Origin of the sequence: Actinopolymorpha singaporensis, from assembly GCF_900104745.1 — a bacterium.
Lineage (GTDB): Bacteria > Actinomycetota > Actinomycetes > Propionibacteriales > Actinopolymorphaceae > Actinopolymorpha > Actinopolymorpha singaporensis.
The window spans coordinates 3,228,719-3,244,454 of the sequence record NZ_LT629732.1 but is presented as its reverse complement, the minus strand read 5'-3'; the positions used below and the strand labels follow the sequence as shown (position 1 = coordinate 3,244,454).

The 15,736-nt window shown below is 68.5% G+C and carries 12 protein-coding genes and 1 pseudogene; 6 read left to right on the top strand and 7 right to left on the bottom strand.

Annotated elements, in window-relative coordinates; all coding sequences use genetic code 11:
* Window positions 1-90 precede the first annotated feature (90 nt).
* The 5 genes from murQ to BLU27_RS29905 form a co-directional block, all read right to left on the bottom strand.
* Window positions 91-1,053 carry an N-acetylmuramic acid 6-phosphate etherase gene (murQ, locus tag BLU27_RS14745; protein WP_092654225.1) on the bottom strand — a complete coding sequence of 321 codons (963 nt, stop codon included), beginning with the start codon at window positions 1,051-1,053 and terminating at the stop codon, window positions 91-93.
* Window positions 1,053-1,976 carry a MurR/RpiR family transcriptional regulator gene (locus tag BLU27_RS14740; protein WP_092654223.1) on the bottom strand — a complete coding sequence of 308 codons (924 nt, stop codon included), beginning with the start codon at window positions 1,974-1,976 and terminating at the stop codon, window positions 1,053-1,055. Before BLU27_RS14740 ends, murQ begins: the two co-directional genes overlap by 1 nt.
* Window positions 1,977-2,209: 233 nt before the next feature.
* Complete coding sequence (locus BLU27_RS14735) at window positions 2,210-3,757, bottom strand: serine hydrolase domain-containing protein (RefSeq protein WP_241827431.1); 1,548 nt, start codon at window positions 3,755-3,757, stop codon at window positions 2,210-2,212.
* A 251-nt stretch (window positions 3,758-4,008) separates the two neighbouring features.
* Entirely contained in the window at window positions 4,009-5,400 is a 1,392-nt protein-coding gene (locus BLU27_RS14730) for an exo-beta-N-acetylmuramidase NamZ family protein (RefSeq protein ID WP_092654221.1), read from the bottom strand.
* A gap of 133 nt (window positions 5,401-5,533) precedes the next feature.
* A complete protein-coding gene (locus BLU27_RS29905; RefSeq protein WP_092654219.1) occupies window positions 5,534-5,848 on the bottom strand; it encodes a hypothetical protein in 315 nt (104 codons plus the stop codon).
* 492 nt (window positions 5,849-6,340) lie between these two features.
* Here BLU27_RS29905 and BLU27_RS14720 point away from each other — a divergent pair, with 492 nt between their 5' ends.
* The gene (locus tag BLU27_RS14720; RefSeq protein ID WP_157728540.1) at window positions 6,341-6,730 is read left to right on the top strand and encodes a response regulator; all 390 of its coding nucleotides are present in this window, start codon (window positions 6,341-6,343) and stop codon (window positions 6,728-6,730) included.
* A 55-nt stretch (window positions 6,731-6,785) separates the two neighbouring features.
* Window positions 6,786-7,952, top strand: a complete 1,167-nt coding sequence (locus BLU27_RS14715) for a glycoside hydrolase family 5 protein (protein ID WP_092654215.1) — start codon at window positions 6,786-6,788, stop codon at window positions 7,950-7,952.
* A 132-nt stretch (window positions 7,953-8,084) separates the two neighbouring features.
* Here BLU27_RS14715 and BLU27_RS14710 read toward each other — a convergent pair whose 3' ends face one another.
* Together BLU27_RS14710 and BLU27_RS14705 are read right to left on the bottom strand one after the other, a co-directional pair.
* Window positions 8,085-9,737, bottom strand: coding sequence for a GAF domain-containing sensor histidine kinase (locus BLU27_RS14710; RefSeq protein WP_157728539.1), 1,653 nt, complete (start codon window positions 9,735-9,737; stop codon window positions 8,085-8,087).
* Window positions 9,738-9,808: 71 nt separating this feature from the next.
* Window positions 9,809-10,456: a response regulator gene (locus BLU27_RS14705; RefSeq protein WP_092654211.1), complete on the bottom strand. Its 648-nt coding sequence runs from the start codon at window positions 10,454-10,456 to the stop codon at window positions 9,809-9,811.
* Between the two features lie 267 nt (window positions 10,457-10,723).
* Between BLU27_RS14705 and BLU27_RS31245 the strand changes: the two are divergent.
* From BLU27_RS31245 to BLU27_RS14685, 4 genes and pseudogenes are all read left to right on the top strand, one after another.
* Window positions 10,724-11,224: pseudogene (locus BLU27_RS31245) on the top strand (GtrA family protein); the annotation flags it as partial.
* 13 nt (window positions 11,225-11,237) lie between these two features.
* Window positions 11,238-12,659 carry a glycosyltransferase gene (locus tag BLU27_RS14695; protein WP_241827430.1) on the top strand — a complete coding sequence of 474 codons (1,422 nt, stop codon included), beginning with the start codon at window positions 11,238-11,240 and terminating at the stop codon, window positions 12,657-12,659.
* A complete protein-coding gene (locus BLU27_RS14690; RefSeq protein WP_241827429.1) occupies window positions 12,646-14,247 on the top strand; it encodes an ArnT family glycosyltransferase in 1,602 nt (533 codons plus the stop codon). Before BLU27_RS14695 ends, BLU27_RS14690 begins: the two co-directional genes overlap by 14 nt.
* 45 nt (window positions 14,248-14,292) lie before the next feature.
* Entirely contained in the window at window positions 14,293-15,723 is a 1,431-nt protein-coding gene (locus BLU27_RS14685) for a hypothetical protein (protein ID WP_157728537.1), read from the top strand.
* Window positions 15,724-15,736: the final 13 nt, after the last annotated feature.

Sequence of the window (15,736 nt, the reverse complement as noted above, 5' to 3'; positions counted from 1 at the left end):
TGGGCGCGTCGACGAGGGAAGAGACGCACCTGGAACCTCCACACTGCGTGGTCCTCTACCCCTGGTGCAAGACCACAACCGGACAGGTGTTCACACCCGGCGCACGTCGGCGAGCGCGGCGTGCACGTGCCCGTCGGCCCGCTCCAGCGCCGCCCGCGCCACCTCCGGCACGACCCCGCCGAGCACCGAGACCAGCGCGGTCTTCAGTTCTCCGCCGGCGTCGGTGAGTGCCCGGGCGCAGGTCTGCTGGTCCTCCCCCGTCGCCTCGCCGAGGATCTCCAGCATCCGCCCGCGCAGCTTGGCGTTCGTGGCCATCAGGTCGACCATCAGATTGGAGTACGTCCGCCCCATCCGCACCATCACCGCGGTGGAGAAGGCGTTCAGGATCAGCTTCTGTGCGGTGCCCGCCTTCATCCGCGTCGAGCCGGCGACCACCTCCGGGCCGGTGTCGACGGCGACGAACACGTCGACCTCCCCGCCCACGACCGCCGACGGGTTGGCGGTCACCAGGACGGTGGCCGCGCCGAGCCGGCGAGCGGCCCGCAGTGCACCGACGACGTACGGCGTCCGGCCGCTGGCGGCGAGTCCGACCACGACGTCGCCGGCCACCACCGACTCCGCGATCTCCGCCGCCCCGGCCTCCTCGTCGTCCTCGGCTCCCTCGATCGCACGCAGCAGGGCGGTCGGCCCGCCGGCGGCGTGGGTGACGAACCACCCGTCCGGTACGGCGAACGTCGGCGGGAGTTCCGCGGCGTCCAGTACCCCGAGCCGTCCGGAGGTACCGGCTCCGACGTAGTGCACGCGGTGTCCCTCGCGCAGTGCCCGCACCGCGAGGTCGACCGCGACCGCGAGGCGGGGCAGCACTGCGCGGACCGCGCCCGCCACCTGCTGGTCCTCGTCGTTGATGAGTTCGAGCACCGCGAGGGTGGGCACCCGGTCGATCTGCGTGGTGCGCGGATTGCGTGCCTCGGTGGGTGATTCCACGCGTACGTAGTCCTCGATCACCGGCCGGGTTCCCTTCTCCTGGCGCGGCTCACTCCGCGACTCACCCATCAACGTCGTCCGCGCGAAGCCGCCACCCGACGTCCGCTGATCGCGTCGAAGGTCACCTCGAGCGCGCCCATCGTCTTGTCGTAGTGGCGCCTGGCCACCGCCACGAACAGGCAGTCCACCACGGTGAGCTGGGCGATCCGGCTGGCGGTGGCACCCGAACGGAACGTCGTCTCCCGCGCCGCCGTGGTGAGCACGTAGTCGGCGACCTCCGCGATCGGGGACCGCGGGAAGTTGGTCAGCGCCACCGTGGTCGCGCCCCGGTCGCGTGCCTGGGCGAGCACCTCGATGGTGTCGCCCGTCATGCCGGTGTGGGAGATGCCGACCGCGACGTCGCCCGGCCCGAGCAGGGCGGAGCTGGCCAGCGCGGCGTGCGTGTCGACCCACGCGAACGCCAACCGGCCGATGCGGTGCAGCTTCTGCTGGAAGTCCAGGGCCACGAACGCACTGGCGCCCACGCCGAAGAGTTCGGTGCGCCGCGCGCCGGCGAGCACCTCCGACACCGTCTCCACCACCGCGACGTCGAGCTGGCGGGCGGTCTCCTCCACCGCACGTGCGTCGGCGAACGCGACCTTCTCCACGATCTGCGCCATCGAGTCGTCGGGACCGATGTCGCTGCCGACGACCCGGCCGCGGTCGCCGTCGCGGGCGGACTCCCGCGCCGACTCCGCCGCCAGCCGAAGCCGTAGCTCCGGGTAGCCGGGCAGTCCGAGAACCTTGCAGAACCTGATGACCGTCGTCTCCGACGTGCCGGCCGCGCGGGCCAACTCGGTGATGGTGCGGGCGGACGCCCCCTCGGGATCCTCGAGGACGAGGCTGGCCACGCGGCGCTCGGCCGGTGACAACGAAGGAGCGAGGGCCCGGATCCGGATCACGACACCTTCGGCCACCGGGTCGGCCTCAGGAATCTTCGAATTCTTGCCCATAGTGGAAAGTAACTTACCCTCGCAACCTGGGAGCGCGTGTCCAGCCACGCTCGCGGACGGCCACCTCGCCGAACACCGTTCCGGCCTACCGCACCGGTGTTCGCCCACCGACCACTCCACCAACGCCGTCGGCCACCCGGCGAACCGGTAGCCGGACACGTGTCCGTGTTCCCTGCCGTGCCGCTACGGTGCCGTTGCCGTGCCCATACCGTGCACCGTCGGTGACGCAACGGTTAGCGCGTTGCCTGTGACCAGCCGTCCGCGAGGAAGCGATCGGCTTCCCGCTCCCCGTTGACGAGCGTGCCCTGCGCGTCACCCAACCGGACCTCATCGACGTAGACACCGCGACCCTGGTAGAGCGGATCGGTGACGTATCGCCAGCGAATCTGGACCTGACCTGGCGATTCGTCGACCTCAGCGTACGCCTGCTGCCAATGTCGTCCGGTGAATCCGCAGATAGAGCCGTCGTGGTGAGCGATCCGTCCACGACTCGACACGACATACGGCAGTGGCGACCACGTAGCGCCACCGTCGCGAGACAACTCCAGTGTCAGGACGTCTGCGGTTTCGGTGTCCACGAACAGGTCGAAGCCAAGTCTGGTGTGTTTCTCCCGCAACGTCACCGGCAACGTCAGCGTCGCAGTGGTGCCGTCCGCGTGACCGGCGTACCACGCGGTGCGACCGCGTCGCGGTGCGACGTCGAGTGCACGCGCCACGTGGTCGGCGACCGTGCGGCGTGCGACGTTGACGCTGCTCCACTCCCTGCGTGGGTGGACACGGTTGGTCGTCAGGACGGCGATGGAACGCGACAACAGGTCGATGACCACCGACGTCCCCGTGAAACCGGTGTGCCCTGCCGTGCGCGGCGAAGCCAACGCGCCCATGTAGAACCTCTGGTCGAGCTCGAACCCGAGCCCGTGCGCGTGACCGGGGAAGCCCTCGTTGAGGTCGGTGAGCATCGCCGTGACCGACGTCTCCTCAAGGACACGGTGACCTGCGTGGCTGCCGCCGTTCATCATCGCCTGCGCGAGGATCGCGAGGTCGGACGCGGTGGAGAACACCCCCGCGTGCCCGGCGACACCGCCAAGCGACCAGGCGTTCTCGTCATGCACGCTACCTCGCACCATGCCCCGGTCGGGGTCGGTCTGGAACTCCGTGGCCGCCACTCGGTACAGCTTGTCCGCCGGCGGGTTGTAGCCGGTGTCGACCATGCCGAGCGGCTCGGTGATGCCTGTGCGCACGAGTTCGTCGAGGCCGCGGCCGGTGACGCGTTCGACCAGGACGCCGAGAGTGATGAGGTTGAGGTCGGAGTAGACGTACGTCGTTCCTGGTGGCGCGCTCGGCCTGACCGCGAGCACCGCCGCGATCCGGCTCGCCCGGTCCGGGTAGGGCCGCCACAGGCGCATCCATGACGGCAGGCCGGAGGTGTGCGTGAGCAACTGGCGTACGGTGATTGGTTCCTTGCCGAAGCTTCCGAACTCCGGAAGGTAGTTGGCGACCGGCGCGTCCAGGTTTACCTGCCCGGCCTCGACCTGCTGCATCACGACGATCGACGTGAACAGCTTGGAGATGCTGGCCAGGTCGAAAATCGTGTCCGGCCTCATGGGCACCTGCTGGTCCGCGGGCAGCTCGGCGCCGGACGCGTCGGCGTACTTCACCGCCTGGCCCATCGCCTCGTGCACGACGACCTTGCCGTCGCGGGCGACCAGGACGACCGCACCCGGGTAGAGCGGGTGCCCGTCGCCCTGCGGCCGGAGGTATCCACGCAGGTCCTCCACCATCGTGGTGAGTTCGGCGGCGTCCAGACCTGCCTCCTACGGTGTGCCGGCACGAAGTCGGGTGCCGGGCGGAGCGAAGCCTTCATACGGATGGTCGAAACCACGACTGCGCGCATCGGCGCGGGCGGGCGGTGGTATCGATGCCAGTGCGGCGACGAGAACCGTGCCGACCAACGCGATCGCGGCGACCACCCGTACGCTAGCCCGCCTTCTCCACCCGTCCATCGACAGACCTGCCCTGGGCACGTCGTGTCCTAGGCCCGTCGTCCCGGATACAGGAGGTACTGCCGACGGCGCGCGTCGAACTCCTTCACCTCCTCACTCCACGCACCCACCACCTCGGTCACCGTCGCGCCCGCGTCGATCATCGTGCGCAGCCGTGGTGAACCGGACAGCTTGTCGATCCAGTACGGCCGGTTCGCGTCGTAGGTGTCGTAGCGCCACTGGAAGTCCGCGTACCTGCGGGCCTCCACCAGCATCGCCACCGCGGCCGGGATCGGCTGGAACGCGCGTACGTCGGTGACGTGCACCTGCACACCCGCGCAGGTCTCCCCGACGTACTTGTTGAACGTAGGTACGAAGTACGCCTCGCGGAACTCCACACCCGCAAGCCCGTGGGAGTTCAGCCGGTCGCCCCAGTGGTAGTCGAGGTAGGGCGCGCCGACGAGCTCGAACGGCCGGGTCGTGCCGCGGCCCTCGGAGAGGTTGGTGCCCTCGAAGAAACAGGTGCCGACGTAGGCGAGGGCGGTGTCCGGAGTGGGGACGTTCGGCGAGGGCGGCGGCCACACCGGGTCGTACTCCTGTGCGCGCGAGTCCGGCCGCCAGCCCCGGACCTCCACGACCTCGAGGTCGACCGGGCGGCCCGCCTCCGCAGGCAGCAACTCGCCGTTGAAGAAGCGCGCGAGCTCTCCCACCGTCAGCCCGTGCTGCTGCACGATCTCCTTGGCGCCGACGCCGGAGGTGTAGTCCGGCGTCATCATCGCGCCGTCCACCCGGCCGCCGATCGGGTTCGGCCGGTCCAGTACGACGTACCTGATGCCGAGCCGGGCGGCAGCGGCCATCGAGTTGTACATCGTCCAGATGTAGGTGTAGAAGCGCGCGCCGACGTCCTGGATGTCGAAGACCAGCGTCTCCACGCCGGCCTTGGTGAACAACTGACCGAGCTTCGTCTGGTTGGCGCCGTACGCGTCGTAGACCGGTATGCCGGTCCGCGGGTCACGGCTGTCGCCCTCCGAGCCGCCCGCCTGTGCGCTGCCGCGGAAGCCGTGCTCGGGTCCGAACGCACCGACGATCGTCAGGTCGTCGTGCTCGGCGAGGTCGTCCACGATGTGGCGGGCGTCGGGCAGGATGCCGGTCGGGTTGCTGAAGATGCCCAGCCTGGTGCCTCGCAGCACCGCCCAGTCGTTCGCCGCCGCGACCTCGGCGCCGGTGAGCACCCGGCTACCGCTTCGCGGCTGCGCCGAGGCGGTGGCCGGCTGGTCGGTGGCCGGCTGGTCGTCACCATCGGCGGCGGCCTGCTGGTCGCCCGGGCGCTCGGTGGCGGCGGAGGCCGAGCCGGACAGCTGCAGCCCCGTTGTCACCACGGCGCCGGAGGCCAGTGCGGAACCGAGGAGGGTGCGCCGGGACGGCGAACCTGTGCGGGTCATCGCGTACTCCGTTCGTTTCGCGGATCTGGTGTTCGGGCGTTTGGTGTCGAGGCTTTCGGGGTTCGCTGGTTCGCGGGCTCGGTGTTCGCCGGCTCGGTGTTCGCGCGTTTCGGGTCGTGCGACGGCGAGCGGGTCACCAGGTGAGGCCGTGGCCGTACGGATACAGCACACCCGCGCCGTCGGCGGTGGGGATCTCCACCGGCAGCCGGCCGTGCGGGCCGACCTCGCCGCACAGGATCCGGGCGAGTGCACCCCCGGCAGCGGCCCCGACGTTGCCCGACCAGGTGGAGTAGCAGACGCCGCCATGGTGGTATTTCGCCACCACCTCCGCAGGGGTGGCCACGCCGTACTCCGCGGTGTTGCGGGCGCCGGCACTGTCCGCGGCCGCTCCATATACATGCGTGACGAGTAGCTGGCCGACCTTCTCCTCCACCGACATCCGGGCCACGACCCGGCGGATCCACGCCTGTGCGCGGGGGCGGGCCTGCCACCGAGCGAGCCGAACGCGGCGACGGCGCCGGCGGTGCCCAGCAGGACGGACCGGCGGGCGGGGCGGGACGAGGGACGAAAACTTCCTACGTCGGCGGGGGCCATGTGCGGAAGCTACCTACGTAGCCCGGTGAGGTCAACGGGTCACGGCGGGTTTCCACCGGGCCGGTTGTGGAACGCCGGGCTCCGGGCGGGCCGACGAGCGGGCACGGCGGCGAATCGGCCGGTGTCCGCGACCCGAGCGCCAGCGTCATCCAAACGAACTACTCCCGCCTCGGCCAAACGAATCAGGTGCCGCGTGCAATTGGCCGACATTCATCTGGACTAGACGCCGGCCGCATTTGAGCGACCTGAAGTTCGACCGCGCGTACGACGACTCACCCGCTTCGGCTCACTAGGTTTTTCGGCGTTCGGATCGCCATTGCCGGGAGGAGTCATTCGAAGAACTCGTGTGGTCGTCGTCGGCAATCATCCGGAACTGGTCGATGCACTTGTCGACCTGCTGACAGACGAGCCAGACCTCGAACTGCTCGGGGTTGCCGGCAAGAGCGAGGAGGTTCTCGCACTGGTGCAGGCACCACGCGCGCCCGACGTACTTCTGTTCGACATCGATTCGTACATCCAGTCGAGCATCGAGTCGACCGGCAGCAAAGACGCTCCGGTCGTCAACGACCTAAGCCGCCGTCTACCGAATACCCGATTAGTTGCGCTGTCGAACTACGACGACATCGCCGCCGTTGGACAGACCCTCGAAGCCGGATTCCACCGACACGTGAGTAAGCGGTTCGTCGAGCAGGATCTGGCAGCAATTTTGAAGGAGGAGCATGCTAACCTGGGTTAGTTCTCGTTACCGAAAGACCACCAAGCGTGGTCGGGTCGCCGTATTGTTGGTCCCCGTGGTCGTGGCGTTGATCGTGGGTGTGGTCGCGGCGTTCGCGCCCAAGCCCGGAACTGCTCCGGGCGATGACAAGGCTACCGCCGGCGGTAACGCCAAGATCCAGACTCCGTTGCACACGGACGGACCGAACATCGTCGACGCCAGTGGCAAGAAGGTCAACCTGACCGGCGTCAACTGGTTCGGCTTCGAGACGGAGACGTTCGCGCCGCACGGTCTGTGGGCCCGCAACTGGGAGAGCATGCTCGACCAGATCCGGTCCACCGGCTTCAACACCATCCGGTTGCCGTACACCAACCAGATGTTCGACAAGGAAAGCAAGCCCACCGGGATCAACTACAAGCTGAACCCGGACCTCAAGGGGCTGAAGGGCCTTCCGCTGATGGACAAGATCGTGAAGGGCGCGACCGACCGCGGCCTCATGGTCCTGCTCGACCGGCACCGTCCGACGGCGCAGGCGCAGAGCGAGCTGTGGTACACCTCCGACGTCAGCGAGAAGCGCTGGATCGACGACTGGACCATGCTCGCCAAGCACTACAAGAGCGACCCGCTGGTCATCGGTGCCGACCTCCACAACGAGCCGCGTGGCCAGGCCACCTGGGGCACCGGGGAGAAGAGCACCGACTGGCGTCTCGCGGCCGAGCGGGCCGGTAACGCGGTCCTCAAGGCCAACCCCAACTGGCTGATCGCCGTCGAGGGCATCGAGTCCTACAAGAACAACTACTACTGGTGGGGCGGCAACCTGATGGGTGCCGAGCAGTACCCCGTCCGGCTGGTGAAGAACGACAAGCTGGTCTACGCGCCGCACGACTACGGCCCCGGTGTCTACCAGCAGAAGTGGTTCCAGGCGCCCAACTACCCGAACAACCTTCCGGGTGTCTGGGAGAAGCACTGGGCGTACCTGAAGGACAAGACCCCGCTGCTGCTGGGTGAGTTCGGCGGCAAGTCGGTCAGCCCGAAGACCGCCGAGGGCAAGTGGCAGCACGCCACGGTCGCCTTCGCCAAGAAGCACGGCCTGAACTACACCTACTGGTCGTGGAACGCCAACTCCGGTGACACCGGCGGTGTTCTGAAGGACGACTGGAAGACCGTGGACAAGGCCAAGCTCCAGATGCTGCGGCAGTACCAGGCGCCGCTCGCGGAGGTGCCCACCGCCGACAAGCGGTGACCTCCGCGGTACCGAACGGCCGAACCGGTCAACGGTAGGGCCAGCCAGGCTCAGTAGGTACGCGAAGTAGGAAACAGGACGGCGGTCCCGGACGTACACCACGTCCGGGACCGCCGATTCTGTGCGTGCGGCTCACGGCCACAGGCCGGTCGGCGCCCGGGCCACGATCCGGGTGCCCTTCCCCGGCGCACTGTGGATCTCCAGCGTGCCGCCCAGCTCGCCGACCCGCTCCCGCATCGACCGCAGACCGAGGTGTCCCGGATACGAGGCGCCCGGGTCGAACCCCACGCCGTCGTCGGCCACCTCGAGGGTGAGCGCGGTGGGGCTGGCGTCCAGGCGTACCAGCACGTTGTGCGCCTGCGCGTGTTTCGCGGCGTTCTGCAACGCCTCCTGCGCGATGCGGTACAACGTCTGTTTCACCTTGAACGCCCCGGCCGGCTCGTTGCCCAGTACGGCTCGCGTCCGCACACCGTGGCGTACCCGGAACGCCGCGAGCTGCTTGCCGAGTGCGGCCACCAGACCCTCCTCGGCGAGTGCCTGTGGGCGCAACTCGAAGATCAGTGCCCGCATGTCGGCCAGGGCCGCCTCGGCCAGCTGCAGGACATAGGCGAGCGGCTGGTCGATCCGATCGGGTGCCTGGCCGATCGACTCCCGTGCGGTGCGGGCACCGAGTGCGATGCCGTACAAGGCCTGCGAGACCGAGTCGTGAAGCTCCCGTGCCAACCGTTGCCGCTCCTCCTGCGCGGCCTTCTCCTGCGCCGACGCGACCAGGTGCGAACTGTCCACCGTCATCGCGGCCTTGCCCGCCACCATGGACAGGTACGCGAGCTCCCGGCGACCCGGATAGGACCCGGCCGGGCACAGGCAGCACAGCACACCGAGTACGACACCGCGCGACATCAGGGGCACACACACCAGCGCCGTCGTCCGGCGGTCCGCGCCCGGCCCGGCTCCGTTCTCGGTGCCGTGCCCGGGACCGTCCGAGGACTGAGCCGCGCCCGGCGATGTGGTGCCGGAGCGACCACCTTCGGGATGGACGTGCTGGTGCACGATCGGTGCCCTGGAGGCGACGGCGGCCTGGGCGACGTTCGGCGCCGCACCCGCGGCGCCGTCCTCCAGCAACTCCGTCGGCCCGGTACCGGCGGCCCGGCGCAACGTGAGGTTGTCGTCGAGCAGGTAGATCGCCGCTGCCGGCCCGCCGGTACCGGTGAGGGCGGCCGCGCTCAGCCGGCGCAGCGTCTCGGGCAACGGTTCACCGCCCGGCGCGCCGAGCACCGCCGCCGACAATTCCAGGTCGGTGTTGACCCGATCGTGCTCGACGGCCATTCCCGCCGCGGCGGCGAACAGACCGGCCGTGCACACGTCACCGGCCCCGAACCGGCGGCTCTCGGAGCTGTCGGCACTCGCGACGTCGGCAACCTCGATCACACCGCCCGGGCGTTCCAGCCCCGGTATCGGCACCACCAGCACCGGACCGAGTACCGAACCCGACCAGACGCCCGCCTGGCCCGAGTCGGTGACGACAGGCTCCCGCCGGCGCAGCGCCTCACCCGCCGGCGAGTTCGCCACCGGCACGCGAGTGCCGACAAGATCCGGGCGCACCCGGCCGTCCGCCGCGCGGACCACCAGGGTGCCGTCACGTTCCAGGGTCGAGACCGCGCAGGCCATGGCGTCCAGGCCGCGGTGCACACCGCGCGCCACCAACCGCAGGACCGAGTCGCGGTCCAGCCCTTGCAGCAAGGCGTCGTTGACATCGGCGACGTCGGCCGCCGTTCTATCCGGCACCCCGTGGGCCGGATCCGTCCGCGGCGCCCCCGGCGTGGCACCGGTGACTCCGCCGACCGCCGTGGGACCGGTCACGCCTGCGCCAGCTCGTGCGTGGACACCAGGCCGGTCTGCACCGCGTACAACGCGGCCTGTGTCCTGCTCTGCACGTCCAGCTTGCGAAGAATGCTGCTGACGTACGTCTTGACCGTCTGCTGGCCGATGGACAGCTCGCGTGCGACCTCCTTGTTGGACCTGCCGCGGGCCAGCAGGATCAGCACCTCCACCTCGCGCCGGGTCAGCGGGCCGGGCGCGTTGGTCACCCGCATGTCGCGCACCAGCCGGGCCGCCGCGGCCGGCGACAGGTGAACCTGCCCGGCGGCCGCAGCGCGCACGGCGCGCCGCAGTCCGTCGGCGTCGGTGTCCTTGAGCAGGTAACCGATCGCGCCGGAGCGCAGGGCATCCACAACGAGGTGGTCCTCGAGGAAACTGGTCAGCGCGACCACCTCGACGTCGGGTAGTTCACGCCGGATCGCCGCGGTGGCGCTGATGCCGTCCATCACCGGCATGAGCAGGTCCATCAGCACGACGTCCGGTGTGACCTTGTGTGCCAGCTCGACGGCCTCACGTCCGTTTCGCGCCTCCCCCACCACTTCGATGCCGTCGTCCAGCTTCAGGAACATCATCAGTCCCTGCCGCACGACGGCGTGGTCCTCCGCGATCAGCAGTCGGACAGTCATCGGCCCCTCCCACCCCCAGGCGATGCCGCTCCTACCTCCACGGTACGGCCGTCCGGGGTGAAGCGAACCCTGCCGCCGTAGTCCCCCGTCCGCCCGGTTGCCGGATCGACAGCGTACGCCCGGCGCCTCGCGGCCGGGCGCCCTCTGTGCCGACGTTGCCCCGAGGGCGTTCTTGTCCGGACTTCTCCTGACCTGGTTGGCGTTCGCGGCACCCGTCACCGGGAGGAGGGAGGCGTGGACTCCCCCGAAGGGGGGTGGCGATCGCGGATGGCCGGGGGAGGCGTGTGCCGCTGCGTCAACGGAGGATTGCGATGGACGAACGAAGCGGACCGTCATGGGGGGCGGCGCCACATGTGCGCCCACGGGCTTTCTCTTACGCGTGCGTACCAGCGATGCTGGCGACGCGCCGCCAGGCTGATCCTCGACCCGAGGGTATGGCGGTTCTCCGTCGTCGGGCTGGTGGGTGCGGGCGTCAACACGCTGGCCCTTCAGCTGATCCACGGCGTCCTCCGCCTGCCGCTCGTCCTGGCGTCGGTGATGGCGACCGAACTTGCCATCGCCAACAACTACGTACTCAACGAGGTCTGGACGTTCGGCTCCAGGCAGGCGTCTCTCCTCCGCTTCACGAAGTTCAACGCCACCGCTCTGGTCGCCCTCTCGGTGAACGTCACGGTCGTGTGGGCACTGGACAGACTCGGCATTTTCTACCTGGTCGGAAACGCTTTCGGCATCGCGGCCGCGATGGGCATCAACCTCGCCGTCAGTGCGACATGGATATGGGGTGGCAAGAAGGATGGAGTCGTTCATCTTCGCGGGCCTGGTGGGGATCTCTCTCCTGCTGAGCATCCAGGCGGCGCACACCTTGTACCTGATGATCTACACCTGGGACCAGCCGCCGAACGAGAGCAACGCGGCCCCCGAGCATTTCGCCGCGCCGGCCCTGTCGTTCACCGCGATTCTTCCGGCCCGGCACGAAGAAGAGGTCATCGCGACCACCGTCGACCGGATCGTGCACAGTAACTACCCCATGCACCTGCTGCAGGTGCTGGTCGTGTGCTCGGCCGATGACACCGGGACCATCGCGGCGGTCCGCGCCAAGATCGAGGAACTGCGCTACGAGGGCATCGACAACGCCGCACTCGTGGTCTTCGACGACCAGCCGATCAACAAGCCGCACGGTCTCAACTGCGCGCTGCGGCAGGCACGTGGGGACGTGGTGACGATCTTCGACGCCGAGGACGAGATGCACCCGGACATCCTGCGGGTGGTCAACACCGTGATGGTGCGCGAGCGGGTCAACGTCGTGCAGTCCGGTGTGCAGTTGATGAACTACAGCACGAACTGGTACTCGACGTTCAACGTGCTGGAGTACTTCTTCTGGTTCAAGAGCCGCCTGCACCACCACGCGAAGCACGGCTCGATCCCGCTCGGCGGCAACACCTGCTTCTTCAACCGGAAGCTGATGGTGTACCTCGGCGGGTGGGACGAGACCAACCTCACCGAGGACGCCGACGTCGGCCTGCGGGTCTGCGCGATGGGTGAGCCGATCCGGGTGATCTACGACGACCGGTACGTCACCAAGGAGGAGACTCCCCCCACGCTCGGCAGCTTCGTACGCCAGCGCACCCGCTGGAACCAGGGGTTCATGCAGACGCTGCGCAAGGGCACCTGGAAGAAGCTGCCGACCCGGCGTCAACGCTTCCTTGCCTGCTACACCCTGGCCTTCCCGTACGCCCAGGCCATGCTCGGCGTCTACACCCCGCTCGCGGTCGGGATGATGCTCTTCCTGCACGCACCGGTCGGGGTTGCGCTGCTGTCCTTCCTGCCGGTGTTGTTGCTGGCCGCGCACTTCCTCACGGCCGTGATCGGTCTGCACGAGTTCACCGAGGCACACGGCCTGAAGCCGAGCCCGGCGCTGACGGTGAAGATGGCGCTCACCTGGATTCCGTACCAGTTCGTGATGGCCTACGCCTCGGTGCGAGCCCTGCGCCGGCAGCTCGCCGGCCGCGGGGACTGGGAGAAGACCCAGCACGTCGGCGCCCACCGCGGCGCCGCTCCGGAACGGTCCCGGCCCGCCGGGACCGCGGACGCGTTCGGCAACCCCGGCGCGGTCCGGCGCTCGCGTGACCCGGGCACCGCCAGGACCGCCGACCTGCCGGCCGTCGAGACCCCGAGGAAGGCGATGCGCAGTGGCAGCAGCTGACGTCGCTACGGCGACCCCCAAACCCGCGCTCGGGGAACGGATGCGGCAGCGGCCCAACCTGTTGCTGCTGATCTCCCTGGTGAGTGGGGCGATCACGCATGCGTACCACACGTTCCTCTATCCGCTGTACATCACCGACGAGGGCATCTACACCCAGCAGGCGTGGGCGGTCCTGCGCGAGCACGCCCTGTCGCCGTACACCTACTTCTACGACCACGCACCCTTCGGCTGGCTGGTGATGGCGGCCTGGGCCAACGTACTGCCCAACCAGTTCGAGGCGTTCGGCAACCCGATCAACACGATGCGGGTGCTGATGGTGATCGCGCACGTGATCAGCACCGGCCTGCTGTTCGGGATCGTCCGGAGGTTCTGCAACAGCTCGGCCGGGGCGTTCCTCGCCTGCTTCATCTTCAACTTCTCCCCGCTCGCGGTCTACTACCAGCGTCAGGTCCTGCTGGACAACCTGATGGTGGTCTGGCTGCTGCTGGCGGTCTACCTCATCGCCCGCAACGGCGACAGAGTGGTCACCGCGATCTCGGCGGGACTGGCGTTCGGCCTGGCGATGGTCACCAAGGAGAACGCGGTCTTCTTCCTCCCGGCACTGGCCTACATGGCACACAAGTACTCCAAGGACAGCCGGAGCCGGAGGTTCCAGACCAGCTTCTGGTGGTTCGGTGCCGGCATCCCGGTCGGGTTCTACCTGCTGTTCTCCGCGCTGCGCAACGAACTGCTGCCGAGCGGGATGAACTTCGACCTGAACGCGCCGCAGGCCAAGCACGTGTCCCTGCTCTACACGATCTGGTGGCAGTCCAACCGGACCGGCATCTCCGGCCGGGAGTTGTTCGTGCGGCTGCTGGAGAACTCCTGGATGTCGCGGGACTCGATCATCCTCATCGGCGGGCTGATCTCCGTCGCGGTCGTGCTCCTCCTGTGGTCGCAGGACAAGTCCCGGACCGGCTATCTGGTCGCGGCACTGATGGCGCTCGGCTACGGCGTCTACATGGCGCGCGGGAGCGTGCTGCTGGACTTCTACATCGTGCCCATGATCCCGGTGCTGGCGATGAACGCCGGCCTGGTGTTCGGCACCTTCATGAAGGCCGTACCACGTCCGCTACAGGTGGCCACCACCACCGCGATCGTGGGCGCGGCGCTGGTCATCCCGGGCGGGTACTTCCTGTCCCACAACACCCAGGGACAGGTCCAGGTGCACGACCTGTACCACCTGAAGGTCACGCCGCTGCAGAGCCAGCAGGTGGCCTGGGTGCGGGCCAACATCCCGTCGAACGCCCGGATCATCATCGACGACGACACCTGGACGCAACTGCATGACGCGCCGCCGTACTTCCCGCGCGCGCACTCACACTTCAAGGCGGCCTCGGACCCGGCCGTCCGCGACAAGTTGTTCCGCAAGAACTGGGCGAACATCGACTACGTCGTGATGTCCAACAAGATGCGACAGGCCATGGAACGCAACAACACCGGTGGCCAGGAGCAGTGGATGCTCGACGCGATCGACCAGCACGGCGAACGCGTCTGGGACCTGAACAAGGGCAACATCCACCTCTCCGTCTACCGGATCATCAAGTGACCACTCGCCCTGCTGGGGGGCGCTGGGGTGAAACGGGAGTGAACGATGAACATGTCGAAATGGACCTGGAAACAGATCCTGATCGTGACGGTCGTCGCGTTGGCCGTCATCTCGATCGCGCGGTCGATCCTCCCTTCGTCCGGCGGCAAGGGAGACGCCGTCGACCTCACCGGCCACGGCTCGGGCAGGACCACCGAGGTGAAGGTGCCCGAGGTACGCCAGCCGACGAAGATCGTGCGTTTCAACGGTCACAAGGTGCCCGTCGGCGCCGGGCCGGTCGCGGTCCTCAACCCGGCGCTGGCTAAGCCGGGCGGACAGGTGGGCGTCAACGGCTCGGGTTTCGACAAGGGCGCCCGCGTCGACGTGATGCTGTCCACCGGTCCGAGCAAGGCCAAGGCCACCGGCAAGGGCAAGGCCAAGGTCAAGGCCCCTGCCGCGGACAAGGGCAGGGTGGTGGCCTCGGCGCGGGCCAACCGTGACGGAGTGGTCAACGCCAACTTCACCTACCCGGTCGGCGTCGCCAACCAAGGCGGCATGCAGACCGTCACCCTGGCGCAGGTCGGCAGCACGACCAAGGTGGCCAAGGCACAGCTCAGCGCGCAGTCCGGCGTCGGGCTGATGTCGCTCAGCGACGAGGTGGGAACGCCGGGAACGCAACTCGAGGTTGACGCCGAGGGCTTCGCACCCAACGAGCCCATCAAGGTCTACTGGGGCCGGATCAGCGGCGTTCCCAGCTCCATGCTGCGTGCCGACCCGGCGGGCCGGCTGTCGCACGCTTCGCTGCGGGTCGGCGTAGGCGCGGTCGGCCCGAACACCGTCATCCTGATGGGCGCGAGGAGCAAGACCACCGCGCTGGCGCCGTTCCAGCTGCTGCGGCAGTACCCCATGGTGCTCACCAAGCCGTTCGCGGCCAGAGCCAACCAGACGATCAACCTGACCGGCAAGGGTTTCGCGCCGAACGAGCGGGTGCTCGGCTACTTCAACAGCCCGCAGGGCACACCGGTGATGACGATGCGGGCTGCCGGCAATGGCACCATCGGCGGTATCGGGTTCAAGGTGCCGTACGGACTGTTCGGCCGGCAGTCGCTGGTCTTCGTGGGTGAGCAGTCCCGCGCCTCCACCAAGGCCGGGTTCCTTGCCCAGAAGTACATGCCGAGCGTTCGCACCAGCACCTGGGGCGGGCTGCCGGGGACGATGCTGAACTTCTACGCGAAGGGTTTCGCACCGAACGAGGCGGTCCACGTCTTCGTGCAGGGCGAGCTCGTCGCGGCGTTCCGCGTCAACGAGAAGGGTTCCGCGCTCGCCGCCGGCACGTACACGATCCCGGCGGACGCCCAGAACAAGGTGGTCTTCAAGCTCGTCGGGGCGCGAAGCCAGGGCGTGGGCACCGCGACCGTCACCGTCGACAAGTCCGAGGGCAAGGTGCAGTTGCCTCCGCAGAAGAAGTACCGGCTTCCTGCCGACCTGAGGTACTGACCCGGACGCAGTT

Coding starts and splice junctions, on each gene's coding strand:
- BLU27_RS14735 (WP_241827431.1), bottom strand. CDS start 3,757: ATGGTGGAGGACCTGCGTGGATACCTCCGGCCGCAGGGCGACGGGCAC.
- BLU27_RS14740 (WP_092654223.1), bottom strand. CDS start 1,976: ATGGGCAAGAATTCGAAGATTCCTGAGGCCGACCCGGTGGCCGAAGGT.
- BLU27_RS14730 (WP_092654221.1), bottom strand. CDS start 5,400: ATGACCCGCACAGGTTCGCCGTCCCGGCGCACCCTCCTCGGTTCCGCA.
- BLU27_RS14705 (WP_092654211.1), bottom strand. CDS start 10,456: ATGACTGTCCGACTGCTGATCGCGGAGGACCACGCCGTCGTGCGGCAG.
- murQ (WP_092654225.1), bottom strand. CDS start 1,053: ATGGGTGAGTCGCGGAGTGAGCCGCGCCAGGAGAAGGGAACCCGGCCG.
- BLU27_RS14685 (WP_157728537.1), top strand. CDS start 14,293: ATGAACATGTCGAAATGGACCTGGAAACAGATCCTGATCGTGACGGTC.